21 protein-coding genes are annotated in these 23,555 nt (G+C 69.4%); 9 read left to right on the top strand and 12 right to left on the bottom strand.

The window, feature by feature from the left end; genetic code table 11:
- Window position 1: 1 nt before the first annotated feature.
- The 5 genes from ACK8GG_RS14900 to ACK8GG_RS14880 all read right to left on the bottom strand — a co-directional run bounded on the left by ACK8GG_RS14900 (window position 2) and on the right by ACK8GG_RS14880 (window position 6,516).
- Entirely contained in the window at window positions 2-319 is a 318-nt protein-coding gene (locus ACK8GG_RS14900; RefSeq protein WP_440350260.1) for a hypothetical protein, read from the bottom strand.
- Entirely contained in the window at window positions 312-1,016 is a 705-nt protein-coding gene (locus tag ACK8GG_RS14895; RefSeq protein ID WP_440356585.1) for a hypothetical protein, read from the bottom strand. The genes ACK8GG_RS14900 and ACK8GG_RS14895 overlap by 8 nt, the downstream gene beginning before the upstream one ends.
- A gap of 313 nt (window positions 1,017-1,329) precedes the next feature.
- Window positions 1,330-3,243 carry a phenylacetate--CoA ligase family protein gene (locus ACK8GG_RS14890; protein WP_440356584.1) on the bottom strand — a complete coding sequence of 638 codons (1,914 nt, stop codon included), beginning with the start codon at window positions 3,241-3,243 and terminating at the stop codon, window positions 1,330-1,332.
- Window positions 3,236-5,545, bottom strand: a complete 2,310-nt coding sequence (locus ACK8GG_RS14885) for a tetratricopeptide repeat protein (protein ID WP_440356583.1) — start codon at window positions 5,543-5,545, stop codon at window positions 3,236-3,238. Before ACK8GG_RS14885 ends, ACK8GG_RS14890 begins: the two co-directional genes overlap by 8 nt.
- A 389-nt stretch (window positions 5,546-5,934) precedes the next feature.
- Window positions 5,935-6,516, bottom strand: a complete 582-nt coding sequence (locus ACK8GG_RS14880; protein WP_440356582.1) for a DUF4232 domain-containing protein — start codon at window positions 6,514-6,516, stop codon at window positions 5,935-5,937.
- A gap of 138 nt (window positions 6,517-6,654) precedes the next feature.
- Between ACK8GG_RS14880 and ACK8GG_RS14875 the strand changes: the two genes are divergently transcribed.
- From ACK8GG_RS14875 to ACK8GG_RS14865, 3 genes are all read left to right on the top strand, one after another.
- Window positions 6,655-7,554: an alpha/beta hydrolase gene (locus ACK8GG_RS14875; RefSeq protein ID WP_440356581.1), complete on the top strand. Its 900-nt coding sequence runs from the start codon at window positions 6,655-6,657 to the stop codon at window positions 7,552-7,554.
- Between the two features lie 93 nt (window positions 7,555-7,647).
- Window positions 7,648-8,241: a YdeI/OmpD-associated family protein gene (locus ACK8GG_RS14870; RefSeq protein ID WP_440356580.1), complete on the top strand. Its 594-nt coding sequence runs from the start codon at window positions 7,648-7,650 to the stop codon at window positions 8,239-8,241.
- A gap of 128 nt (window positions 8,242-8,369) precedes the next feature.
- The gene (locus ACK8GG_RS14865; RefSeq protein WP_440356579.1) at window positions 8,370-9,245 is read left to right on the top strand and encodes an alpha/beta hydrolase; all 876 of its coding nucleotides are present in this window, start codon (window positions 8,370-8,372) and stop codon (window positions 9,243-9,245) included.
- 5 nt (window positions 9,246-9,250) lie between these two features.
- Here the strand turns inward: ACK8GG_RS14865 and ACK8GG_RS14860 are convergent, their stop codons facing one another.
- Together ACK8GG_RS14860 and ACK8GG_RS14855 are read right to left on the bottom strand one after the other, a co-directional pair.
- Window positions 9,251-11,086, bottom strand: coding sequence for a glycoside hydrolase family 15 protein (locus ACK8GG_RS14860; protein WP_440356578.1), 1,836 nt, complete (start codon window positions 11,084-11,086; stop codon window positions 9,251-9,253).
- 79 nt (window positions 11,087-11,165) lie between these two features.
- A complete protein-coding gene (locus ACK8GG_RS14855) occupies window positions 11,166-11,642 on the bottom strand; it encodes a hypothetical protein (protein WP_440350268.1) in 477 nt (158 codons plus the stop codon).
- 352 nt (window positions 11,643-11,994) lie between these two features.
- Here ACK8GG_RS14855 and ACK8GG_RS14850 point away from each other — a divergent pair, with 352 nt between their 5' ends.
- Window positions 11,995-12,408 (top strand): hypothetical protein, encoded by a 414-nt coding sequence (locus ACK8GG_RS14850; protein ID WP_440356577.1) that lies wholly within the window; start codon window positions 11,995-11,997, stop codon window positions 12,406-12,408.
- Window positions 12,409-12,544: 136 nt separating this feature from the next.
- Window positions 12,545-14,425 (top strand): Xaa-Pro dipeptidyl-peptidase, encoded by a 1,881-nt coding sequence (locus ACK8GG_RS14845; protein WP_440356576.1) that lies wholly within the window; start codon window positions 12,545-12,547, stop codon window positions 14,423-14,425.
- Between the two features lie 3 nt (window positions 14,426-14,428).
- Here the strand turns inward: ACK8GG_RS14845 and prfH are convergent, their stop codons facing one another.
- Both prfH and ACK8GG_RS14835 read right to left on the bottom strand, forming a co-directional pair.
- Window positions 14,429-15,055 (bottom strand): peptide chain release factor H, encoded by a 627-nt coding sequence (gene prfH, locus ACK8GG_RS14840; protein WP_440356575.1) that lies wholly within the window; start codon window positions 15,053-15,055, stop codon window positions 14,429-14,431.
- Window positions 15,052-16,230, bottom strand: coding sequence for an RNA ligase RtcB family protein (locus ACK8GG_RS14835; protein ID WP_440356574.1), 1,179 nt, complete (start codon window positions 16,228-16,230; stop codon window positions 15,052-15,054). Before ACK8GG_RS14835 ends, prfH begins: the two co-directional genes overlap by 4 nt.
- 240 nt (window positions 16,231-16,470) lie before the next feature.
- Between ACK8GG_RS14835 and ACK8GG_RS14830 the strand changes: the two genes are divergently transcribed.
- Together ACK8GG_RS14830 and ACK8GG_RS14825 are read left to right on the top strand one after the other, a co-directional pair.
- Window positions 16,471-17,709 carry a cytochrome P450 gene (locus ACK8GG_RS14830; protein ID WP_440353678.1) on the top strand — a complete coding sequence of 413 codons (1,239 nt, stop codon included), beginning with the start codon at window positions 16,471-16,473 and terminating at the stop codon, window positions 17,707-17,709.
- An 83-nt stretch (window positions 17,710-17,792) separates the two neighbouring features.
- Window positions 17,793-18,299, top strand: coding sequence for a hypothetical protein (locus ACK8GG_RS14825; RefSeq protein ID WP_440350276.1), 507 nt, complete (start codon window positions 17,793-17,795; stop codon window positions 18,297-18,299).
- Window positions 18,300-18,325: 26 nt separating this feature from the next.
- Here the strand turns inward: ACK8GG_RS14825 and ACK8GG_RS14820 are convergent, their stop codons facing one another.
- Entirely contained in the window at window positions 18,326-18,703 is a 378-nt protein-coding gene (locus ACK8GG_RS14820; RefSeq protein WP_440356573.1) for a DUF1330 domain-containing protein, read from the bottom strand.
- Between the two features lie 131 nt (window positions 18,704-18,834).
- Between ACK8GG_RS14820 and ACK8GG_RS14815 the strand changes: the two genes are divergently transcribed.
- Window positions 18,835-19,902 (top strand): DUF2855 family protein, encoded by a 1,068-nt coding sequence (locus tag ACK8GG_RS14815; protein WP_440356572.1) that lies wholly within the window; start codon window positions 18,835-18,837, stop codon window positions 19,900-19,902.
- A gap of 67 nt (window positions 19,903-19,969) precedes the next feature.
- On the top strand, window positions 19,970-21,550 hold the full coding sequence (locus ACK8GG_RS14810; RefSeq protein ID WP_440353679.1) for a nucleotidyl transferase AbiEii/AbiGii toxin family protein: 1,581 nt from the start codon (window positions 19,970-19,972) through the stop codon (window positions 21,548-21,550).
- A 30-nt stretch (window positions 21,551-21,580) separates the two neighbouring features.
- Here the strand turns inward: ACK8GG_RS14810 and ACK8GG_RS14805 are convergent, their stop codons facing one another.
- Window positions 21,581-22,624, bottom strand: a complete 1,044-nt coding sequence (locus ACK8GG_RS14805; protein WP_440356571.1) for a ParB/Srx family N-terminal domain-containing protein — start codon at window positions 22,622-22,624, stop codon at window positions 21,581-21,583.
- Window positions 22,624-23,496 (bottom strand): hypothetical protein, encoded by an 873-nt coding sequence (locus tag ACK8GG_RS14800; RefSeq protein WP_440356570.1) that lies wholly within the window; start codon window positions 23,494-23,496, stop codon window positions 22,624-22,626. Before ACK8GG_RS14800 ends, ACK8GG_RS14805 begins: the two co-directional genes overlap by 1 nt.
- Between the last annotated feature and the right edge of the window lie 59 nt (window positions 23,497-23,555).

Here is a 23,555-nt window from a genome sequence, read left to right as displayed (position 1 = left end):
GTCAGGCTTTGTAGATCGAGTTGAGGTCGAGGGAGATGACTTCATCAGCGCGGTCGTAGGCGTCGGCGATCCGCCGCAGCGCCTCCCCGATCTGCTCGAACTCGACCGCAGCGCCGTCCAGGACGCCGACCATGAATTCTTGGAAACTCCGGTACGCCTGCCAGTGGATCACCGTGTTCGCGTCTCCGATAAAGAACGCGGAGGCGTCCAGGTGCAGCTGCTGCGCCGTGCCCTTGACGGTGGCCATGTCGTCGGACAGGCCCAGCCACTTGACGCGCTCGTCGCGCAGCGCGTCGGTGATGACGTTCAGCTCATCCATTGTGGCCACCTCGGCTCTGGGATCGGATCTCGGCGCAGGCACTCAGCAGCGCGTGGGCCTCGTACTGCAGTTGTCCGGCGTCCAGGTCGGCGAGCAGGTCGCGGTCGCCGGTGATGGACACGATGCCGCCGGCGCGGTGCCGGGCGGTCAGGCTCCCGTGCGGGCTGGTGACTGTCTGCTCGGGCACAACATCCCGCTGCCGGGCCAGGTCTTCCAGATCGGTGTCGATGTCGTGGAGGGTCTGCCACACCCGCTGCAGCCACTGATGATCAGCCGCCTCGTCCGAGCCTGCCGTCTCCGCCCCCGGTCGCCTGCCCTCAGCGGGCCGTGCGGCCTCGGCAGCTGCTTCGGGGTCCGCAGCGGAGGTGGCCGGACTCTGCTGCAGCTCCACCAGCACGGCGGCCTCGATGGTGGAGCGGGTCGCCGCGGCGTACGCCTCGAAGAGCGCCTCGCCGACACCGGCCGGACCGATCCGCCGCAGCCAGTCCCGCGCCACGGTCACGTCCTGCACCTGGCCGTCGTCCGCGAGGAAAACCGTCACCGAACCGGTCGCGTCCCGGCCGGCGTGCAGACCGGGCACCGGCTGAGGATCCCGGTCCCGCAGGGCCTGCTCGGCCTGCGCCCGCAGCTCGGCATCGGTCCCGAGCACGTCGAGACTGGTGAGCGTGAGGCGTAGGTGGGATCTGTCGCCCTGCATGTTCCTCCGACCATCACGTCCAGCATTGCGTCCACATTGGGTCACCCCCGATGAAGCGACACCACCCTACGACAGCGCTGCGCCCCGGTGAACACCCGTGAACGCCCGGACCCCGGAGCCCTCCCGCGGCCGGGCCTGCGCCGCGCCGGCACCGCCGGGGCACCAGTCAGCTCATGTCGATCGCGTACGCCTCCTCGCGCACGTCGGCATCGGCGTGCCGGCGCAGCCCGATCAGCAGATCCCGCCACGACGCCCGCCAGCCGAAACTGGCCCCGACCCGCACCAGCGCCACCGCGAAGAGCCCGGAGTGAGTTCAGACGGTTCCTACGAGTGTGCGCACCGCCGCTGAGGCCGCACTCAAGTAGCGGGTGGCAGCTCCTTCGCCCAAGGGCGGCGCCGGCGCTGTCTCCCGCGCGACCCGGATCGCTTCAACTGCATTGGCGTGGTGGCGCGCGCTCAACATCTCCTGCAGACGTGCGGCTACGACTTCGTCGGCTTGAGTGACGCGCCCGCCATTGATCAAATGCGCATATCGGCAGGCATTGATTATGTGCTTCTGCGCGAAATACGCGACCTCTACCACGTCCCGCGATTCGACATCGGGTGCAGTGAGTAGATGCCATACGACCGGTAGCGCCTGAGATGCCCAGGTCCTGGCATCCCGCAGTAGACGTGACCGACGCGGCCAACGGGTGAGCTGTGGTGGCAGAGCGCCGGCGACGAGCAGCTGCTCGCACCGAAGTCTGGCTGCCACCATCGGTGACCTACTGGCCAAGCCGCGGGTGCTTTCGACGATGACTCGTAAAGCTGGTACCTCTTCACGCAGAGCACGTATGCGGTCGATCCACAGGCACGCCACGCGCGCTGCGTCCCCATCAACGAACACGGTGACATCGATATCGCTGAACCGCGTCATAGTTGCCGAGTTGACCGAGCTCCCGGTGATGACTACCGCCTTCGCGTCCTCAGGTGGTATCCGATCCCGCAGCCACGCGGCGATTCCGGCGGAAAGCTCCCGGCGCGACTCTGGCAGCGCCTCAGTTGCAGGCCGTGGACTATCGCTCGGTGGGGCTGGTTGATCCTCGGCCAGCCAGGTCAGGGTTACGGCCGTCCGCATGCCCACCGCAGCCCTAACCCCGGCAATCACCAGAAGGAACTGCCCCGCGTTGAAGGGATGTGGGGCACGGTAGAAGACTTGTACCCCACCGTCTGCTTGCTGCAGGAGGGTTGCGCTTTGCACACCTATCGAACGCCAAAGCTTTGCGAACCTGACGGTATTCACTAAGGAGCCGGTGTCGGTGATGAGCCAGCGGGCTACGCGCACGTGCTCGAGCTCTAGCCGTTGTCCCGAGTGCCCGCAAGTGCACGGGCCGACCGCGCGGACGCGATCGCCGGGTTGGTACCGAACCAAGGGCATGGCCTGGTTTGCGAGGGTCGTGACGGTGAGCTTGCCTGGTTCCCCGTTGGGGGTAAGATGGCCGTTCTCGGTGAGCACCTCCACGATTGCCACTCGGTTATCCACGTGATAGCCGCCCTCCGGGCATTCAGGTCCTAGAATTCCAACCTCACCCATGGCATAAACTGAAACTACTCCGCAGTCGAGCTTTTTTGCGATGATGCGCCGCAGTTCCGGGGTAACGGTCTCGCCGGAAAGTACCACCAGCGCGGGCCGTGGCGCGTCGGCGGTTTCGACCGCGGGTAGCCGACTTGAGAGGAGTTCAAGTGTCGATGGACTGCCGGTGACGATGGCGCCGTCGAGCGGCTGTAGGGCAGCAACGAAATCATCATCGTCCATCTGCCAGGCGCGGATCAGATTCCACTTCGCCACAATTGCGTTGGGCGACCAAACTCCGCGCATGGACCGGGACCTAGCATTGGGTTGTAGGACGAGATGGATGAGGCCCCGATGGAGCCAGGTCCAGTTTGCGCCATTGCGAGCGACAAGCTCTCCCAATATGCGTGCTTCAAGCTCTCGGGCAGTATCGTCGAAGACCACGGATACGGGCTCGCCTGTGGTGCCGCTACTGGACGCGACCGTCCAGCTAGTGCGACTGCCGTCGGCGAGCATCCGGTCTCGGAAACTCTGCACGTCCGAACGCGATGTTATCGGGGTTCTCGCCAGTGCTGTCCAGGGCTCCTTCCCTGGGTGGGGGATGCGATCGGCGTAGAACGGCGTTTGCCGGCTTAACTCCAGGGCCTTATGGAGCTCAAAGGTCAGCTCATCCATCAATCATCGTCACATCCCTGCTGTCTATCTTGTCGAAAATTGACTCGAGCTGCTTGTGGTCCATTCCGGTACCTAGGGCGACGCTCGTCAAATGGTCACGCAAGTCCCGGGCTTGGCTCACCACATCATCGAGCTGATAGGTGGAACCGTCCGACCAGCTATAGAGCTCATGCAAACTCTGTTTATACTCATCGACATTCTCGATCGCAGACCGGCCTAATCGGGCCGCGCGTCCACGTTCAAGCCGTAGCATGAGTTTGCGCCAAGGTCTTATCCAGAGTACGCGCCAGGGTGGCGACCAGCGACTCAGTAGCTCGACGGCCTTAATGCGAAGCCTTGGGTCTGTCTCGGTTATGGCGAGTGCCGCCCGTGCTGTCTGGATTGCCTGCTTCCGGAAACCGTTCTGCCAGGCGAAAATGGCGTAGGCAAGTAGCGCACGAGACAGTCCTGTTGGGTAGGGCGGCGAGAACTGTTGTGCCTCCCTGACGAGTTCGAGTAAGAGACGCCCCGGTTCTTCTGGTGTGCTCCCGTCGTTACGTAAATGCAATAGGCCAATATTAAGGCGTGCCTCGAAGGCGTGACGGTCAGCTGGCGGACCGTCTGCGGCCGCCCGATAGTGCCCCAGAGCGCACGCGGAGTCGCCGAGCATTTCGTAAACGTGGCCCAATTGCTTGTTAATCACGCATCGGAGGGCAGGATCGCAGGCGGTCTCTAGCGCAGATTCTAGGGAGAGCCGGGCGCCGGCGACGTCGCCACGGTAAAGTAGAAGCATTCCCCGGTGGCTGTCGATCTGGCCGTAAAGTCCGGCGTCGCGAAGACCGGCAGCTACGGCGATCACCTGCTGTAATGCCGCATCTGCTCCGGCGAGATCGCCGCGTTGCGGTAACTTTCGCGCTAAGCGCAGGAGAAGCTCTGCGGCTTCTTCATCGTCCCCGCATTCTTGTGCGGCGCGTGCACCGAGACGGGTGATTGCGAGGTACTCATCCCATTGGCCCACGCGATTTAGGTGATCGAGAAGCTGAGGGTGCTGGCAGATTCGCAGGATTTCGCGGTACTGCCGCAATTCTGCCAAACGGTACGCGATCACCGGTGCATCAACCGCCAAAATATCGGACTCCATGGTCAGTAGTTCACCTACGACTCCTGAGGCGGCGATGGCGACCATCTCTGGTATCGCCTCGAGTGCGGCCGACTGCACAATCGCAGGGATCCGCACTGGATCGAGCGCCTCAACCAGTGAGCTTCGCAGCAGTTCAGCGCCATCGGCCAGCCCGCGCCCGGCGGTGAATACGGCTAGGTTGACCACAGTCTCCGCCGGCATGCCGTTTACGATGAGCAGCCGAGATAGGAGCTTCCGATCCTCTCTCGGCAATGCGCGGATGATGTCTTCTACAGCGACTGAAACCGGCGGTGTGTCGGCGGATCGCTGCGTCGCGAGCGCGGCAGGTAGACGATCGGCCTGCGCGATAGCCAGCAACAGCGATTGGGGATGTTGCGCCACCGCCGGTCGGATCTTGGCGAGCAATGTTTCGAGCTCCACAGTGAGCCCGAGCGCACGCACGGCGGCGGAAGCTAGGCCGATTGTCTCGCCATGTGTGAGCGCCTCGACATTCACGATCAGCGCCGGTGACCCAATGGGTGGGCGTCGACAACTGGTCGCCAGGACCCGGGCGCGCTTCAGGCCCGCCAGGGTGTGCAGCACCCTCTGTTGCCAGTCGTCGCTCAGCTGCTCTAAGCCGTCGAGGAGGACGAGGAGCGGTAGGTCGCTAGCCGCGCCGGCCAGCTCTCCCAGGGCGCGTTCGTAGCTGGTGCGGTGCAGGAGTTGGTTGTCGATTCCCCGATCGAGTGAGGTGAGCGCCTCGTTGAGGCGCGACAGCAGATATCCGGGTTCAATCGCTGCCGGTCCATTGAAGGTCACTGCAAGGGCGTACGGGAATCGGTCGCGAAGGCAACGCGCCGACTGCTCTAGGAGGGGTGTCTTTCCGCTCCCGGGCAGCCCCACGATCAGCGTCACTGGGCCGCCGGTGGTTAGGTGGTCTACGACAACATTCAGCGAGGACTGGCGTACCCATGGCACAGCGTGCTCTCCAATGGTCGCCATAGCGCGAGCATGGGTGAAGGCATCAGACCGATGGGCTTGCGCCCTGGCGACAGCACGTCGTTGCTGGATCCACCAGATGCCAAACCCGGCTAAGATGGTGATCGCGACGAGTATTGTCAGCCAGCGCAGCGGGTTGCGGCGGATGATGTCGAGGCCGAATCCCCAGCCCGTGTCGCGCGCGGTGAACTCGTTGGTCGCCATCGCCGTTCCGGCTGACGCGACCACTGTCACCGCGGTGAGCGCCGGGATCCACCACGACTCCCGATTATCGGCCACCGCATCCCAACCCGTCCTACTCGCCTGATGAGCCTGACAGGCAGAATATTGCCTGTTACTGGCACGCTCCGGTGGTCCACCGACCATAGGACCGCAACGCAACACCGCGTGTGTTGGATGTCGATGGTTCCTCATGCCCCGACGGGCGGTGTGTGCTGCGGTGATCCATGATGGATCTCTCTGCATAGTCTCGGGGGTGTTCTCCACCGCAGGCTCAAAGTCGTGACGCGAATGCAGCTCTCCCCGTATTGGCGGTGCTCTGGGCGACCAGCCGCTGGGCCAGGATGATCACAGTAGCTTCAACTCCCCGAGGGTCAAGGGCGGGCGGCCCAGGCGTTCACCGCGAGCCGGCCGGTGTTCCCGAGGTCGATCACGCCGTCCGGCTCGACGATCTGGGCGGGTTCTCCCGCAGCCGGGGCGATCTCCAGATAGTGGCCTTCGGTGGCGACCACGGTCGCGTCCGTCACCGTGTTGCGCCAGAGGATCCGCGCCATCACCCTCTCGCCGGGTCGCAACGTGATCGGCTCCGGTGGGGTGTCCCAGCTGTCCGGCGCACTGACCGGGGCTGATCCGTTGCTGACCGCGATGTCGAGAGGACGCCGGTCGGCGTCCAGCACCCGGACCACCGGATACCCGTGCACGGCGTAGTCGCTGGTGCCGCAGTTGGTCAGGTAGATGCCGAGAGCCCGCAGGCCCAGCGCAGCGGAGACGTCACCGCCGGTGATCGCGACCCCCGAATCCGGGCAGGAGGCGGGCGGCGGCGTGGACGGCGTCGACGGCGGCGGCGTGGGCGGAACCGGGGCGGAGCTACAGGCGGCAAGCAGTACGGCCGCGCCGAGCAACGGGCCGAAGCGGCGGATCCCCGCCACGAAGGAGAGGGTGGAGTTCGGTTTCACCCGGCCGACCCTGCCACCTCGCGGCACGGGCTCGCAGCCCCGCCCGGGTTCACGTCGCCAACCTGGTGCTCGCCGCGGCCCGCTCGCCGGCACCCGCCGCCACGCCACCATGTCCGACCCTGTTGCTATGTTTCCGCCATGACCGCGTCTACAGTGATCGATGTCTCGTTCCCGGGCGAGGGTGGCACGCGCTCCGGTCGCCTCTACCGGCCGGACGTGGCGCATCCGGTGCCGTGCGTGGTGATGTGCTCCGGGTTCGGCAGCACCATGGACCGCCTCTTCGCCTGGGCACAGACCTTCGCCGATGCCGGGCTGGCGGCCCTGGTCTTCGACTACGGCGGCTTCGGGCGCAGCGACGGCGACCCGCGCCAGGTCGTCGACATCAACGGCCAACTCGCCGACGTACGGGCAGCGGTGGCCTGCGCCCGGGCCGACGAAGCCGTCGACGCCGACCGCATCGTCCTCTGGGGCAACTCCCTCGGCGGAGCCCATGCGATCACCGTGGCAGCCGACGATCCGCGCATCGCCGCCGTGGTGGCGCAGATCCCGTTCAACGGTTTCCCGCGCCGCGTCGAAGGGCGCTCCACGGCACACACCCTCCGGCTCATGTCGGCGATCCTGTGGGACGCGCTGCGCGGCAAGGCCGGCCTGACGCCGCACTACATTCCGCTGGTCGGCGAGCCGGGCCAGGTGGCGATCACCAACGCGGCCGCGGCCAAGGACCACGTGCGTACGCTCTCCGGCGAGCAGTCGCTGTGGCGCAACCAGGTCGCGCCGCGCGCCACCCTGCAGATGATGCGTTACCGGCCGGCGGAGTCGGCCGCCCGGCTGACCGTGCCGCTGCTGGTCTGCCTCGCCGCCGACGACGCCGAAACGCCCCAGGAGCTGAGCGGCCAGCTCGCCGAGCGCGCCCCGCACGGGCAGCTCAAGGTGTATCCGGGCACGCACTTCTCCTTCTACACCGATGCGCAGACCCGGCGGACGGTCGCCGTCGACCAGATCGCCTTCATCAACGAGGCGCTCGGTCTAGCGCCGTAGACGTTTCGCGCATGCACGTTCGACTGCTCCGCCGCCACCACCGGCACCGCGAGCCGGGAGGCGGCGGCCGCCAGGGAGAGGATCATCGTGGGCATGAACGCCAAGTCACAGGAGACGCCCGACATCGTCGTCGTCGCGGACTGCCACGCCTGGCGGGCCTGGCTCGACCAGCACGAGCACACCTCCGACGGGGTGTGGTTGCTGCTGGCAAAGAAAGGCATCCGGTCGCCGACCTCGCTGACGTACGCCGAAGCCCTCGATGAGGCGCTCTGCAGCGGCTGGATCGACGGGCAGCGCAAGGCCCACGACGAGGTGACATTCCGTCAGCGGTTCACGCCGCGCCGATCCCGGTCAGTGTGGTCCCAGCGCAACGTGGAGCACGTCGCCCGGCTGATCGCGCAAGGGCGGATGCGAGCGCGGGGCCAGGCCGAGATCGACCGGGCGCAGGCCGACGGCCGCTGGGATCGTGCCTACGCGGGAGCGGCGACTGCCCAGGTGCCCGACGATCTGGCGGCCGCGCTCGCCGCCGTGCCGGGGGCCTGGGAGCGGTTCGACGCGTTGAACGGTCAGGACCGCTACGCGATTCTGCACCGGCTCATGACCGCCGCGACCGAGGCGACGCGGGCGCGTCGTCTGGAGCGACTCCTCGCGACCCTCCTCGACGGTGACGGCTTGGTGGGGCGGTGACCGCTCCAGCGCCGGCGCGGAGTGGAACATCATCCGGTGACTGAGGTGACTGTTGCCCCGCCGGGACAACGTCGCCCCGCGACTGGTGTGCCGCTGGTGGGTGCAACGCGGGACGTAGATTGCCGGGCATGAGGATCGACGTGCCGTACCGGGAACTCCCCGACGACCGGGCGGAGGTGCGGTATCTGCACGGGCCGGACTCGATCGAATGGCCTCAGGTCGCGGCCGGAAAGACCGTGCAGTTCGAGTGGCGGGACAGCGCCATCTATCCCGGCACGTCGCGCAGGTTCTGGGTGCACGTTCCCGCCGGCTACGACCCGGCGCGCCCGGCGGGGCTGATGGTCTTCCAGGACGGGCAGTGGTACCTGGACCCTGACGGTGAGGTCCGGGCCGCGACGGTCCTGGACAACCTCGTGCACCGCGGCGACATCCCGTCCACCATCGGTCTCTTCGTCGAGCCGGGCGTCCGCGCGGGTGCGGCCACCCCGAAGAACCGCAACATCGAGTACGACGCGTTCGACGATCGCTATGCGACCTTCCTCCTCGACGAGATCATTCCGCAGGTGACGTCCCGCTGGGCGGTGGCCGAGGACCCGGAAATGTGGGGCATCTGCGGCGGGAGCAGCGGCGGCAACGGCGCGTTCACCGCCGCATGGTTGCGGCCGGACCGGTTCCGGCGGGTCATCGGGTTCCTGTCGAGCTTCGCGCAGATGCCCGGCGGCAACCCGTACCCGGAGTTGATCGCCCGGGAGGCCCGCAAACCGCTGCGGATCTTCCTGCAGGCCGGGCATCGGGACCTGAACTGGAATCAATTCGAGCAGAACTGGCTCGCCGAAAACCTCCGGGTTGCGGCCGCGCTCGCGGAAGCCGGGTACGACTTCCGGCTCGTCCTCGGGGACGGTGGACACCACCCCAACCACGGCGGCGTCCTCCTCCCCGACGCGCTGCGCTGGATCTGGCGCGGGCCGGTGAACCCCGCCGGGCACCTGCGTAGTGCAGGATGACGGCATCAGTTGACCGACAGGGAGCTCCAGGGTGCTGCTGGTCCTGTCCGGATCGCGAGCGCGGCCTGGATGAGTGCGGCGTGGGTCAGCGTCTGCGGGTAGTTGCCGAGGAAGGCACCGGTCGCGGGATCCATCTCTTCGGCGTAGAGGCCGAGCGTGCCGCCGTGTCGGAGCAGGTCCCGGAACAGCTCGACCGCCTCGGCGCGTCGTCCGGTCCGGGCGAGCGCCTGCACCAGCCAGAACGAGCAGGGCAGGAACGCCCCTTCGGCGCCGGGGAGGCCGTCACGTCCCGGCGGGTAGCGGTAGAGGAAGGGGCCACCGGCGGAGAGCCGGTCGCGGATGGCGTCGATGGTGCCCCGTACGCGGGGGGAGTCGATGTCGTCCATGCCCAGCAGCGGCAGGACGAGCAGCGCCGCATCCAGGTCCGGTGAGCCGTAGCTGCGGACGTAGCTGCTCTGGGACGGGTCGAAGGCCCGGTCCCGGAGATCCGCGGCGATGGCGTCCCGGGCGCCCTGCCACCGGCGGCGTTGCCGATCGGAGAGCCGGTGGGTGGCGGCGATGCGCAGGGCCCGGTCGAGGGCGAGCCAGCCCATCAGCTTGGAGTGCACGTGCTGGGCGGGTGCGCGTTCCTCCCAGATACCGGCATCGGGTTCCGGCCAGCGCCGGGCGACCAGATCGGCGAAGCCGCGCACCGCACGCCACATCTCCGAATTCAGCCGGTGCCCGGCCTGCACGCCCACCCACGCCGCGTCGACCAGCCAGCCGTAGCCGTCGAGTTGGTGCTGGCCGGCGGCGGCATTTCCGATCCGCACCGGCCTGCTGCCGAGATAGCCGGCCCAGCCCGGAAGCTCCCGCTCGCGTGGGACGTGCCGGCCGTCCAACGTGAGCAGCGCGGGCAGGCGGGGTCGTTGCAGCCGGCTGGCGTGCAGCAGCCACGCGAGGAACCCCTTGGCTTCCTCGGGTTTGCCCACCCCGAGGAAGGCGCTGACACCGATGCTCGCGTCGCGGGGCCAGACGTAGCGGTAGTCCCAGTTGCGCACCCCGCCGGGATCCTCCGGCAGCGACGTCGTCGGCGCGGCCACCGGCGCCTGCGAGGGGGAGTAGGTCAGCAGCCGCAGGGTCAGCAGACTGCGTACGACGCTCTCCCGGAACGGCAGCGACGTGTCGATCTCCGCGGCCCAGGACCGCCACCGCTCCTCGTCGGCGACGAGGAGTTCCCAGGCCGTGGCCGGTTCGACGTGGATCAGCGGTTCGCGGTAGGCCACGGAGAGCACGAGGGTGACCGGTTCACCGGGCGCCACGGTGATCGTGGTGGGCGTGGCCGGTGTGATGGCGCCGCCGGGTGCGCCACCCAGCGACACCGCGAGCGACCCCCATTGGCAGACCAGATCCCGGCCGCGCTGCTGGACCCGGGGACGGCGGTGCCGGGCGCCGAGCCGCGGATCGAATTCCACGACCGCGTCGACCTGACCGCCCTCCGCCGACAGGCGCCGCACGAGCAACGTGGTGGGCAGCAGACGTCCGGCGAGCTCGGCCACCATGCCTTCGGTCAGGGTGAGCCGAGCGCCGCCCACCTCCCAGGTCGTCTCCAGCGTGGCGGTCTCCTGCCGGTAACGCCGTACGGCGACCGTGCCGGGGCCGGCAGGACCGACGCGGAACGTCCCCGCCGCCGCGCCGCCGACCAGCCGGCCGAACAGGGGGTCACCGTCGAAGCGGGGTACGCAGAACCAGTCGATGCCGCCGTCGGGGGCGACGAGGGCAGCGCTGCGGGTGTCGCTGAGCAACCCGTAGTCCCCGATCGGTACCGGCGGTCGCTGAGGGACCGTGGGGGAGCCCGTCATGGAGGGCCCCCGGCGACGAACCCGGTGCGGCGGCGGCCGTTTCTTGCCTGCCGCGGCCGCTCACCACGGCCGGCGCGGGTCAACGGGGCGCCAGGAGCAGTCCGAGGACCACCCCGTAGATGATGTGGACGACAGCGGCGACCGCCGGAGTCTGTATCCCGTAGTTGAGGCCGAAGAGGCCGGGCGGCTCCAGCATGGCCGTACTGGCCGGGCCGGCCCGTTGTGATGCCATGCGCGGATGGACACCCGGCAGCAGGGGGAGGAGCACTGTCAGCGCGATCGCGACGTGGAGCGCGCCGAGCAGTCCGCCGATCCACCAGGTGGCGCGGTACAGCAGGGCGAACACGGTCGCGTACCCGAGGGCGAAGCCCTGACCGGCGGCGAGGTGGATGAAGAAGCCGACAACGCGGGCCCGGTCGGGATCCTCGGTGACCATGGTCCCGAGCACCAGGGGGAGATCGAGACGGGTGAGTCCGGCCAGCTGCGCCGTGATCAACGCAGCGGTGAGGGCCACGGTGGCGACCAGCCCGAACACCGCCCAGCCGGCCCAGTCCATGTCAGCTCACGCCGGTGGCGGACCAGGCGGCCGGCGCCGGTCCGTGCTCAGAGCCGTACGCGTCAGCGCGCGACGACGGCTCTGTCGGTCGGACGAGGGCCGCCGCGTCCATCCGTACGCGTTGAGGCGAATTGATCCCGGACATCGGAGGCCTTCCGGCTAGTGCAGGGAGTCATGGGCGCCGCCGTCAGTGGCGGGTTTCTCACAGAGCTCGCCGCAACGGTGGTCACCGGGTTTCACCCTAGGCGCGGCGGCACATGCGGGTCCGGCGATTCGCCCGGACGGGCCTGGCCATGACGGCCGCCCCTCACCGGGACCAGCTCCCGCCTTGTCCCTTGTACGATCCGTGCCCATGCATCAGGTCTGGCAGGTCTCGACGCGCGCGCGGATGGTGACGCTCGCCTTCGGGCCGCTGGCAGGCCTGATCTCTTGGCTCCGCTGGGCCGACCTGCTCGGGGCGTGCGTCGTGATGCTCCTTGCGGCTCCGCTCGCGGCGTTCTTCGCCTTTTACCCAGCGGTGATCCTCACCGACAACGAGCTGATCGTGCGCAATCCCGGCGGTCAGGTCCGCGTGCCGCTCGCGGAGATCGTGAACGTCGAACCCGGCTTCTGGGGGTTGGCCATCACGACAACGAGATCGGGCCCACTGCTGGCATTGGCCGTTGCGAAGTCCACCCTGGCGACGCGGAAGGACCGGAATGCCCGAGCTGACGAGGTGGCTGCGTCCATCATGAGTGCCGTCCGCGGTCGCGCCGAGGCGAACTAAACCCAGCTGCACCCACCCGGTAAGCGGCACCCGCTCCATCGACGTATTTCGTTCTGACACCTAGCATGTGGGCGGGTGGGTCGCCGAGGCCCACTCTGGCCGGTCCCGGCCCCGCCCGAGCGAAGGGACGCACCTCGTGCGCCGACGCCCCCTCCTGGCAGTGCTCACCGCAGGTATCTCCGGCGCACTGGTCGTCAGTGCCGCCCCGGCACCCGCGGCCGAACCCGTTGTCGCCGCCCCGCCCGGCATCGTGGTCGTCGACGGGATGACCCAGCCGGTCTTCTCGCTCGCCGACGCGATCGAGGAGCGGGTGTACGTGCAGACCACCGTGGACACCGACCGCGACGGGCGCTTCGACCGGGTGGCGATCGACATCTCCCGGCCGCGGGAGACCGCCACCGAGGGCTTCAAGGTGCCGGTCATCTTCGAACACAGCCCCTACCGCAAGGACGTCTGGGGTGACGTGCCGTACCCGAGCGTGCTCGTCGACGACCTGCCGCAGAACGGCCTGACGGGTCGCGCCGACCGGCGCGGGGCGGACATGACGGCGCAGCGCGCGGCGGCGAAGGCCAACCTGCCCGGCTCGCTGGACGACTACTACGTGCCGCGCGGTTACGCGGTGGTGCTCGGCCAGAGCGTCGGCACCGGCGACTCCGACGGCTGCCCGACCAGCGGCGATCAGGCCGAGACGCTCGGCACCAAGGCCGTCATCGACTGGCTCAACGGCCGCGCCAAGGGGTACGACGCCGACGGCGCGCCCGTCACCGCCGGCTGGAGCACCGGCGCGGTCGGCATGACCGGTGTCTCCTACAACGGCACGCTCCCCAATCAGGTCGCCACCACCGGGGTCGAGGGACTGAAGACGATCGTGCCGGTCGCGGCGATCAGCAGCTGGTACGACTACTACCGCGCCAACGGGCTCGTCGTCGCACCCGGCGGCTACCAGGGCGAGGACGCCGACATCCTGGCGCAGTTCACCGCCGGCCAGGCCCGCGCCGAGGGGGCCTGCGCCGACGAACTCGCCGAGATCACCGCCGAGCAGGACCGGGTCACCGGCGACTACTCGAAGTTCTGGGGCGACCGCGACCATCTCGACGCCCGCAAGGTCAAGGCGAGCGTCTTCGTGGTGCACGGCCTCAACGACTGGAACGTCAAGACCGAGCACTTCGCCGGCTGGTGGGACGAGCTGGCCCAGCACCGGGTGCCGCGCAAGATCTGGCTGCACCAGGGTGGGCACGGCGGGCCGGGCAACAACGCGACGGTGACGCTGCCCGACGGCCGCAGCTGGACCTACAAGCAGACCGAGAACCGCTGGTTCGACTTCTGGCTGTGGAACGTGCGCAACGGCATCATGGACGAGCCGACGGCGGTGCTGCAGCGCGAGGACCGGGCGTACACGACGTACGCGAACTGGCCCGACCCGGGCGCACGGGAGGTCGCACTGAAGCTGGCCGCCACCGACGCCGACGCGCCGGGCACGCTCACCTCCGGCAAGCGGCCCAAGGGCAAGGTCGAGCAGTCATTCGTCGACGAGGGGCGGACGCTGCACCCCAGCGCCCTGGTCGCCGGGGCGGACGCGGCGAACCCGCACCGGCTGGCGTACCTGTCACCGGAGCTGACCGGCGACGTGCGGTTCTCCGGGCGGCCCGAGATGCGGCTGCGGATGGCGATCGAGAACAAGCCGGGCGCGAACCTCACCGCATACCTGGTCGACTACGGCCCGGCCGGTTCCACCACCGCACCGAAGGTGGTGACCCGCGGCTGGACCGACCCGCAGAACCGCACGAGCGACGCCCGCTCCGCCCCGGTCCGACAGGGCAAGCTCTACGACTACCGGTGGACCCTGGAGCCGAAGGACTACGTCTTCCCGGCGGGCCACCGCATCGGCGTCGTCGTCTTCTCAAGCGATCAGGAGTACACGTTGCTGCCGCTGGGCGGCACCGAACTGCGGGTGGCGCCACACCGCAGCGAGCTGCGGCTGCCGGTGGTCGGAGGACGCGACGTACTCGGGTTCTGACGGTCAGGGCCGTTCGATCCGGGTCGGGTTGCCGCGTACGAGGTCGTCGTGGATCTGCCAGCGGTCGGTGCGGGCGGCGAGCGCGGTGGCCCGGTCGCCCTCGTCGAGGCGCTGCCGGATCAACTCCAGCGCCAGGCGACGGTTCTGGCTGAACTGGCGTTCGGTGTCAACCACCACGACGATCCCCGAGGGTCGGTGGGTCGCCCGCACAGCGGTGCTGGCCTTGTTGCGGTGCTGCCCGCCGGGGCCGCCCGTGCGGCAGCCGACGATCTCGACCTGGGCCTCGGTGAACGTGGTGACGGGGGTGTCGACCGGGCACGGCCGGGCGGTGACGTACCAGTTCTTACGTCCGACGCCGGTCCGGTACGGGCTCGGCGCCTGCCAGCAGAGCGTGCCCGTCCACGCCGCCGCGAACTCCTCGACGCCGGCACTGGAACCAGCGCCGGCGCCGGCGATGCGGATCAGTGCCGAGCGGTAGGTGCCGGGCCGCTCACCCGGCATGGTCTCGACCCGGTTGGTCGTCAGGCGGTGCCGGGTGGCGTCGGCCTCCAGCCGGCGCAGCAGACGCGACAGCGCCCAGGCGCACTCCTGCGGGCCGCGCCCGGCCGACAGCAGCAGATGCACGCTCACCGCCGGCCCCGCTTGTCGCGGCGGTCCCGGTCGCCGCGGGTGCCGACGTCGGGGGTCTTGTAGGTGACCAGCGGGACCGTGCTGACCACCGGCGTTACCAGATCGTGGTCGACGAGGTCGGCGATCACCTGCTCGATGCGCTTGTAGGCCGTCGGCGCCTCCTCGAACAGCAGCTGCCGCTCGCCGCAGATCACCAGCGACCCCAGTGCCGTACGGCGCAGCTCCTCGACGGTGTGCTTGGCCTTGCCGCGGCGCAGCGCGTCGGCGCGGGACATCTTGCGGCCCGCGCCGTGCGCGACGGAATGGTTGGCGGCCGGGCCGGCGTGTGCGGCCACCAGATAGGAGGGGGTGCCCCGGGTGCCGGCGATCAGCACGTCGCGGCCGTCCCCGGGCGCCGCGCCCTTGCGGTGCAGGTAGACGCCGTCGCGGAGCTCGACCAGGTTGTGGCACTCGTCGACGATCGACGCGGCCGGCTCGGCTCCGAGCGCGTGGGCGACCCGGGCGGCCATCAGCCGCCGGTTGAGCGACCCCCACCGTACGGCGGCGTCGTGCATCGCCAGGTAACCGGCGGGGTCCGGGGCGGGACCGGCCCCGTGCAGGTCGGTGTGCGCGCGCAGGATCCGCTCGCCCAGCCCGCGGGAGCCGCTGTGCACGATCAGGACGAGGTCGCCGGCGGCCAGGTCCAGACGTTCGGCGTGCTCGGCGGCGAGAACGGTGTCGACCCGGGCGAGTTCAACGAAGTGGTTGCCGCGGCCAACCGTGCCGAGGCCGTCGAGGTGGCCGGCGGGGATTTCTCCGGCGAGCGCCGCCCAGGCCGGGTCGTCGGCGTCCTGCTCGGGGTGCAGCGCGCGGTCCAGGTCGGGGAACCGGGCGGCGAGCTTCTCCGGTACGGCGCGCTTGAGCCGGATCGGGAAGACCGCGATGCCGCAGCCGATGTCGGAGCCGACCAGGTGCGGGTAGAGCACGGTGGAGGTCATGGCGGCGCCGATGGGAGCGCCTTTGCCGGGGTGCAGGTCCGGCATGGCGGCGACGTGGATCATGCCGTCGAGGGCGGCCACCTGATGGCACTGGGCGACGGCGTCGGACTCGATCCAGCTGCTGGGGGAGGCGAAAACGGTGACGGTGGCGGAGGGGGAGTGCGGCAGGGGAGCCGGCCGCGAGGGGTGCGCAGACAAGGACGTTCGCTCCTGGAAGAGGAATGCGGGCGGACGGCCCGGCGGGGGCGTGTGCGCCGCGGGGCCTTGGTCGATCCGGTGCTCTCCTCAGAACGTCATGGTGATCACCTTCGCTTCAACCGCGCTGCACGGCAACCGTTTTTCGCGCTGCGCCGGCCCTTCACGCCCGCTGTGCCGGTGAGGTGACAACTGGTCACCAGATGGTTGTCTAATGTGGTCGGAGGTGGGATCGTTGGCCCCATGATCAACACAGAGCAGGACGCTGCGACCGCACTGCGTCACCCGTTCTACACCGACGCCGACGGCGTGATCCGCCTTCCCGGTCCGGACAAGCACCCGAACTACGCGCGTTTCGCCGCCTCCGGCACGGGCGTGGTGCCGGTCGTCCGCCAGGTCAACGGCGAACCGCAGCCGGCGCTGCTGATCTGCAGGTACGCCGACGTGCGGGAGGTGCTGCGCCGGCAGGACCTTTTCAGCCGGGCAGCCGCCGCGCACGCCGACCACGTCGACGTGTCGGGAACGATGCTCGCGCTCGACGACCCGGAGCACGGGCAGGTGCGGGGCACCATCAAGGACGCCTTCACCAAGTCGGCCATCGGCGGACTGAGCGCCACCGTGCAGGCCACCGCCGAGACGCACCTGGCCGGGCTGCGCGGCAGGTCCGGCGCCGGCGACCTGGTCCAGGACTTCGCGATCCCCTTCACCCTGGACGTCGTCTGCGACCTGCTCGGCCTGCCCGCCGCCGACCGCGCGCAGTTCCGCGCGTGGGGCGACTCCTTCCTCGGCTCCGGTGACCTCAGCCGCGAGGAGGCCAACCGCTCGGCCGCCGAGATGGGCGGCTACCTCTGGGGGCAGCTGGAGGCGCGCCGGGGCTGCCCGGCCACCGACCTGCTGACGCGGATCGCCAACGGCACCGCCGACCAGCCGATGGACGTGCAGATCAAGCTTCCGATCTCGCTGGTCGTGGGCGGCTGGGAGACCACCGCCAGCGCGATCACCACCATGGTCTACCTGCTGCAGACCCGCCCGTACGGCGAGCACCCGACCGGGTGGGAGTACCTCGTCGCCCACCCGGAGAAGGTGGATTCGGCGGTCACCGAGATGGAGCGGCTCTTCTCCACCTCCAACGGCGACGAGATGCCGCGCCGGGTGATGCGGGACGTGGAGTTGCCCAGTGGCGCCAAGCTGCGTGAGGGCGACATCGTGATCCCCTCGCACGACGCCGCCAACCGCGACCCGGAGGTCTTCGTCGACCCGGAGCGGATGGACTTCGACCGGGACCCCAACCCGCACCTCTCCTTCGGGTACGGGCCGCACTACTGCATCGGCGCGCCGTTGGGTGCGCTGGAGGTCCGCACCGCGCTGGCGCTGCTGATCAAGGAGCTGCCAGGTCTGCGCCTGGCCGTCGGCGCCGACGAGGTCCGATGGAAGGACGGGCACACCATCCTCGGCCCGGCCGCGCTCCCGGTGACCTGGTAGCCACCGCCGCCGGACGCTCAGGCCGGCCCACTCCGGGCCGGTCTGAGCCCCCCAAACCCTTGATCATCCAGTACGGTCGGCGAATGCCGAACCCCCCGCCTCCCGAGCCGGAGCCGGCACAGATCCCGCTGACCGGACGTCTCTGGCGGTGCCTGGCTGCTCTGCTGATGGCGCTCGCATGGGGAGTGCTCGGCTATGGACTGTTCGCGGCACCCGACGCGGACGGATGGGGCGACATGGAGGGCGGCGGGCGGTTCGGCGTCGCTTTTCTCGTCTACCTGCCCTACGTCGGGCTGTCGCTGCTTCTTGCCTGCCTGCTCGTACCCGTCGTGCTCTTGCCCCTACGTAACCGGGATTCCTCGACCGCGGCGCTGATCCTCCTGGCGGCGGCGGCGGTGGAAATAGCGCTCTTCGTTTTCTGGGTGGCGGTTTCTTTCAGTGGCGTGTTCTTCCTCGCGCAGCCACTGCTCCCCGAGGCGCTGATGTGGTGCCTCGTTCTGGATGCCGCTGCCGTTGGGGCGTTGACCGGGGGGTGGCTCGACTTGCGGATGGCGCAGCGCCCCGCTCCGGCCCCCGCACTCGCGGACTGACCCCGCCACCGATCCGGGGACGACAGTCAACGGCGGCGTTGCCCCCACGGGCGGGTCGGTTGCAGCACGGCCTCGCTCAGCGCTTTGGTGCGCAGGTGCGTGATGCGCCGGTACGCGGGGTCGGCGACCATCTGGCTGAACGCGTGCCGGCTCAGGTAGCGGACGAGCAGGACGGCGTCCCACTGCTGGCCCGCCTGAGCGATGAGCGGGTCGCCGCCGTCGCCGGCGTAGACGACCTCGACGCCGTAGCGCGGGGCGACGGTCTCGGCGAAGGCTTTCGAATACTGCTGGTAGTAGGCCCGGCCGCCCTCGGCGAAACGGAGCAGGTTCAGCATCACCACCGGCTGATCCGGGTCGTCGGCGAGGAAACCGGCGAGGAAGTCGCCCTCCGCTGTCACCGCCATCGCTGACCTCCGTTCTCGCGGTTGTGGCCATGCTCCGGCGGGGAGCGGCTGCCGTCAATGAGGTGCGCGAGTGGGATTTTGCACTCTCAGTGCACTTGTCTGGTCTTTCAGCTCTGCCTAGCGTCACTGTCATGGCTGCTACCTGGACCTTCGCCGTGGCCCGTGACGACCTCGCCCGCACCACCCTCACCGAAGGCACGACGCCCGCCGTCGCCGACGGCGAGGCGCTGCTGCGCGTCGACCGCGTCGGCCTCACCGCCAACAACATCACGTACGCGGTGCTCGGCGACGCGATGCGCTACTGGGAGTTCTTTCCGCCCGCCGCCGGCGGGCTCGAGCAGCAGTGGGGTCTGCCGCCACTGTGGGGCTTCGCCGAGGTCGTCGAGTCGCAGGTGCCGGGAGTCGAGGCCGGGCAGCGCGTCTACGGCTACCTGCCGCCCGCCGGTCACCTGCTGGTGCGGCCCGACCGGGTGGACGCCACCGGGTTCCGTGACGCGAGCGTGCACCGGGCCGAGCTGCCCTCGCCGTACAACGCGTACCGGCTGACCACCGGCGACCCGGCCTACCGGGCGGACCAGGAGGATCTGCTGATCCTCTTCCGGCCGCTCTTCTTCACCTCCTTCATGCTCGCCGACCAGGTCGTGGACAACGACTTCTACGGCGCTCAGACGCTGCTGCTGTCGTCGGCGTCCAGCAAGACCGCCTACGCCGCCGCGTTCGAGCTGCACGGCCGCGGCCCGCGTCTGGTCGGCCTCACCTCGCCCGGCAACGTCGAATTCACCCGCTCGCTCGGCTGCTACGACGAGGTCGTCTCCTACGACGACCTCGGCACCCTTGACGCGGTCCCGACCGCCTACCTGGACCTCTCCGGCGCACCCGCGACCCGCGCGGCCCTGCGCGGGCACCTCGGCGACCAGCTCGTACGCGATGTCGCGGTCGGCCTCACCAACCAGATCCCGAACGCCGCCGCTGCCGAGGAGGTCTTCTTCGCCCCCGTGCAGATGCGCAAGCGCCGCCAGGACTGGGGCCGTGACGGGCTCGACCAGCGCTTCGCCGACGCCTGGCAGCGCTTCGCCAAGGTCGTCACCGGGTGGATCGACGTCCGGGTCGGCAGTGGACCCGCCGACCTGGAGCAGGCGTGGCAGGAGGTCCTGACGGGACGAACGCCGCCCCGGGTGGGGCACGTCGTCCAGCTCTGAGCGGTACGCCGAGCCGGGTGGCTGCGAGCGTCGATCATCGAACGGCCCGGCTCGGTAGGGTGTGCCGGTGCCTGACGAGAATTCCTCACCTGAGGTCATCGGCCATTTCGAAATCCACATCACCGTCGCGGCGCCGGATGTGGATCGGCTCGCCCTCTTCGCCGACACGCACGGGTTGAAGTACACCCACGTGGTCCTGGACGGTGGCCGTACCCCGTCGCAGCCGATGCTGACGCTGACCGGGAACGGATTTCTGGACGGGCAGCGGCGTACGGCCGAGCAGTGGGCTGCGCGACTGCGGCATGCGGGCCTCTACGTCGTACGGACCAAGATCGAGGCCGCGCCCTGGTGCAGTGGCGTGCCCGCAACCGACGAGGAGGCCGCTGCCCAACCCCCGGGGCGGTACTTCGAGCACCACGTCAAGCTCCTGCTGCCACCGGGCGTGACCCCGCTGGTGGCCGCCACCGAACTGGCCGAGCGGCACGACGCGCGTTTGTCGCGCAACGCCCGGCGGATCCGGGAGGACGGCCACCGGGAGCGGTTTGTCACGCAGCGCTGTTACGGCGTGGGGCGTGCTGCCGCCCGTGCCCGGCTCGACGCCCTCGTCGCCGCGTTCACCGCCGACGGCCACGACATCGCCGCCGTCGAGGAGGAGTACGTCGTCTTCGACGACCGGATCGGTCTGGATGCCGAATGGCTGGAGTCATCCCGGGCGCGCGAGGCGGAAAGGCGGAAGGAGCGCAAGGCCCCGCTCCCCGGCGGCACGGGTCTACCTGCCACCTACCGTCCGCTGCCGCCCCGGCCGGGCGTTTGGCAGCCGGCCGTTTTCGACCCGGCCCTCAAGCAGTACGAGGACGCCTACCGGGCGGGCGAGCCGGTCTTCGCCGACCCCGCCGAGGGCGGGCGCTGGCGGGCCGCCCGGCGCGGCGCGATGCGGCATCTGCTCGCCGTCGTCGCCGACACGCACTGGGCGAAGCACCTGGTTCTGCGGGGCAGTGTGACGATGCCGGCCTGGTGCGGCGACGCCGCACGGGAGCCGGGGGATGTCGACTTCGTCGTGATCCCGCCGTCGATGGCCGTTCACAGTGCCGATGCGGATGCCATCCTGGCCGGGATCGTGGAAGCTCTGCGGGAACGGCCGGGAGCAGGGCTCGACGCCGGCCGGGTGGAGAGCTCCGACATCTGGACCTACGAGCGCGCCGACGGTCGGCGTCTGCTCGTCCCGTTCGCCACCGACGACGGACAGGTCGGGTCGGTGCAGGCGGACTTCGTCTTCGGTGAGCAGCTTCCGATCGCGCCCACCCCGATCCGTCTGGACGGGATCGACCGTCCCCTCTCCGCCGCCGGCCCGGCGCTGTCGCTGGCGTGGAAGCTGATGTGGCTCGCCACCGACCTCTACCCGCAGGGCAAGGACCTCTACGACGCGGTGCTGCTGGCCGAGCGGACAATCGTGGAGCGGCAACTCGTCCGCGATCTGCTCCGCCCCGAGCACGGCGCCGAGGCCGACGACTTCACCGCTGAGTCGGTGCTCGCCTGGGACGTCGACTGGGCTGAGTTCGTCGGCGAGTACCCGGCGATTCCCGGCACCGCCGCACACTGGCGACGCCGCCTCGCGCTCGCCCTCGACCGGATGCCCGGCTGGCGGTGACCCGGGCGGGGCGGGCAGCGGACGGCCAGGTCAGCTCGCTGCGATAACCGCCGGGTGTTTCCCGTTCGTCGACGGAGCCTCCGCGGCTTCGGTCCACGCGGGCGGGCTGGAGGTGTGCAGGCGGACGGCATCCCGCCAGGCGGCCAGGCCCCCGCGTAAGGGCCAGGCCGGGGTGGGGGCGCAGTGGATTCCGCACGCGTGCACGTCCTCTCCGAGCTTGCGGTGCGCGTTGGCGAGTGCCGCCTCGGCGCCCGCGACCCGGGCCTCGGCCTGTCTCCGAATATGCGGCATCGCCTGCGCGTACCGGGCGATGTAGGCCTCCACGTACCACTGATTCTGCTCAGGGGAGAGGCTGCTCAGGGCCAGGATCGGCGGTTGTCGGCCCTCGAGGATTGCGGCACGGAAGCGGTCGTGACCGTCGAGAAGGACAAAGGAGTCAAGACCGCTGATCCACCACACCAGGATCGGCGGCAGGCTCCCGTCACGTGCCTGCTTCCGGTACGCCTTCACCCGGCTGTCCCCGGCGTCCGACAGTTGTCGCAGCGGCAGGACCTGTCCGCCGCCGTACGTCGGCCACCAGCAGATGAACCCCTCGGGATCCCCCGAGAGCAGTTCCCAGCGCTGCGCGGTGTAGTACGTCTTGTGCAGCCCCCACTGGGGATCGGAGTCACCACTGATGATCCAACGGCCGCTCTGCAGTGGACCAAGATCGGTGCCAGCCAGTTCGCTCGCGAAGTGATGGGCCCATCGGGACAGCGTGGAACCGGTGTCACCGGTGGCCACCATGCGGGCGTGTGCGGCGCGGATCGGCGGAACCGGGGAGCGGTACCGGTCGGTGCGCAGGTAATCGACGACGTCCCTGCGGCAGGGCCGGGTACGGGCCAGCAGCACCGCCTCGGCGTCCTGCCGGAGCAGCAGCTGTCGCCGGCCCGCGATCTGCACCTGAAGGCTGGCCCGCCGGGGGCGCCCGACGTCTAGGACGAGCGCCTGCCATGATTCGCCGTCGGCGGTCATGATGTTGGATCGCTGCACCGCGCCATCGTAGGTGGCATCCGAACACCTCGGCACCGACATTAGGGGCGGTAGGGCTGCGTCCGTAGGGTGGCGGCGAACTCTCCTGACGAGTGGAGACGTACGGCAGCCCACCAGGAGGCATCGCCGCCGGGCAGCGGCCAGGCAGAGGTACGGCCACAGTTGATCGCGGCGTTCTGCACGCGTTCTCCGAGTACGCGATGCGCGGCAGCGAGAGCCTCCGCGGCCCCGGGGATGCCGGCTCTGACCTGCCTGTCGATCTGTGGCACAGCGGCCGAATACCTCGCGATGTGATCGTTCGTCTCGTGCTGCATCCGGGCTGCCAAGACGCTCTGTAGCGTCAGCATTGGTGGTTCCTGGTTCTCGAGGAGAGCGGCACGGAAACGATCGTGACCGTCGAGAACGACGGAGCAGTCGAGGCCGCTGATCCACCACAGCAGGATCGGCGGCAGGCATCCCTCACGAGCCTGCTTGCGGTACGCCTTGACCCGTCCGTCGTCGACGTCCGAGAGTCGCCGCAGCGGCAGGACCTGCCCACTGCCGTTGTGCACGAGCCAGTCGATGAACCCGTCGGGATCGTCAGTCAGCAGAAGCTCCCCCCAGCGCTCCGCCGGGCTTCGGGCGCCGGAAACTGCTCGCAGCTGCGCGTCACGGCCGATGGCCCACTGTCCTGTCTGCAACGGACCGAGGTTTGTCGCGGCCAGTTCGCGCGCGAAGTGGTGCGCCCAACGCGACAGTGTGGAATCGGTGTCCCCGGCTACCAGGTCGCGGGCGTGTGCGGCCCGGATCGGCGAGACGGGAGAGCGAAACCGGTTGGTGCGGAGGTAGTCGGCCCCGGTGTGGAAGCGACAAACCTGGGCCAGGAGCACGACCTCCCCGTCTTGAACGACGAGCAGTTGTCCCCGGCCGGTCACCTGCACCTGAAGGCCGGCGCGTCGGGGGCGGGCAACGTCGAGGGAGAGGGCACGCCAAC

It is taken from the genome of Melissospora conviva (genome assembly GCF_049523535.1).
Classification (GTDB): Bacteria; Actinomycetota; Actinomycetes; order Mycobacteriales; family Micromonosporaceae; genus Melissospora; species Melissospora conviva.
The sequence above is the reverse complement of the archived record's forward strand: the minus strand, read 5'-3'. Positions and strand labels throughout refer to the sequence as shown.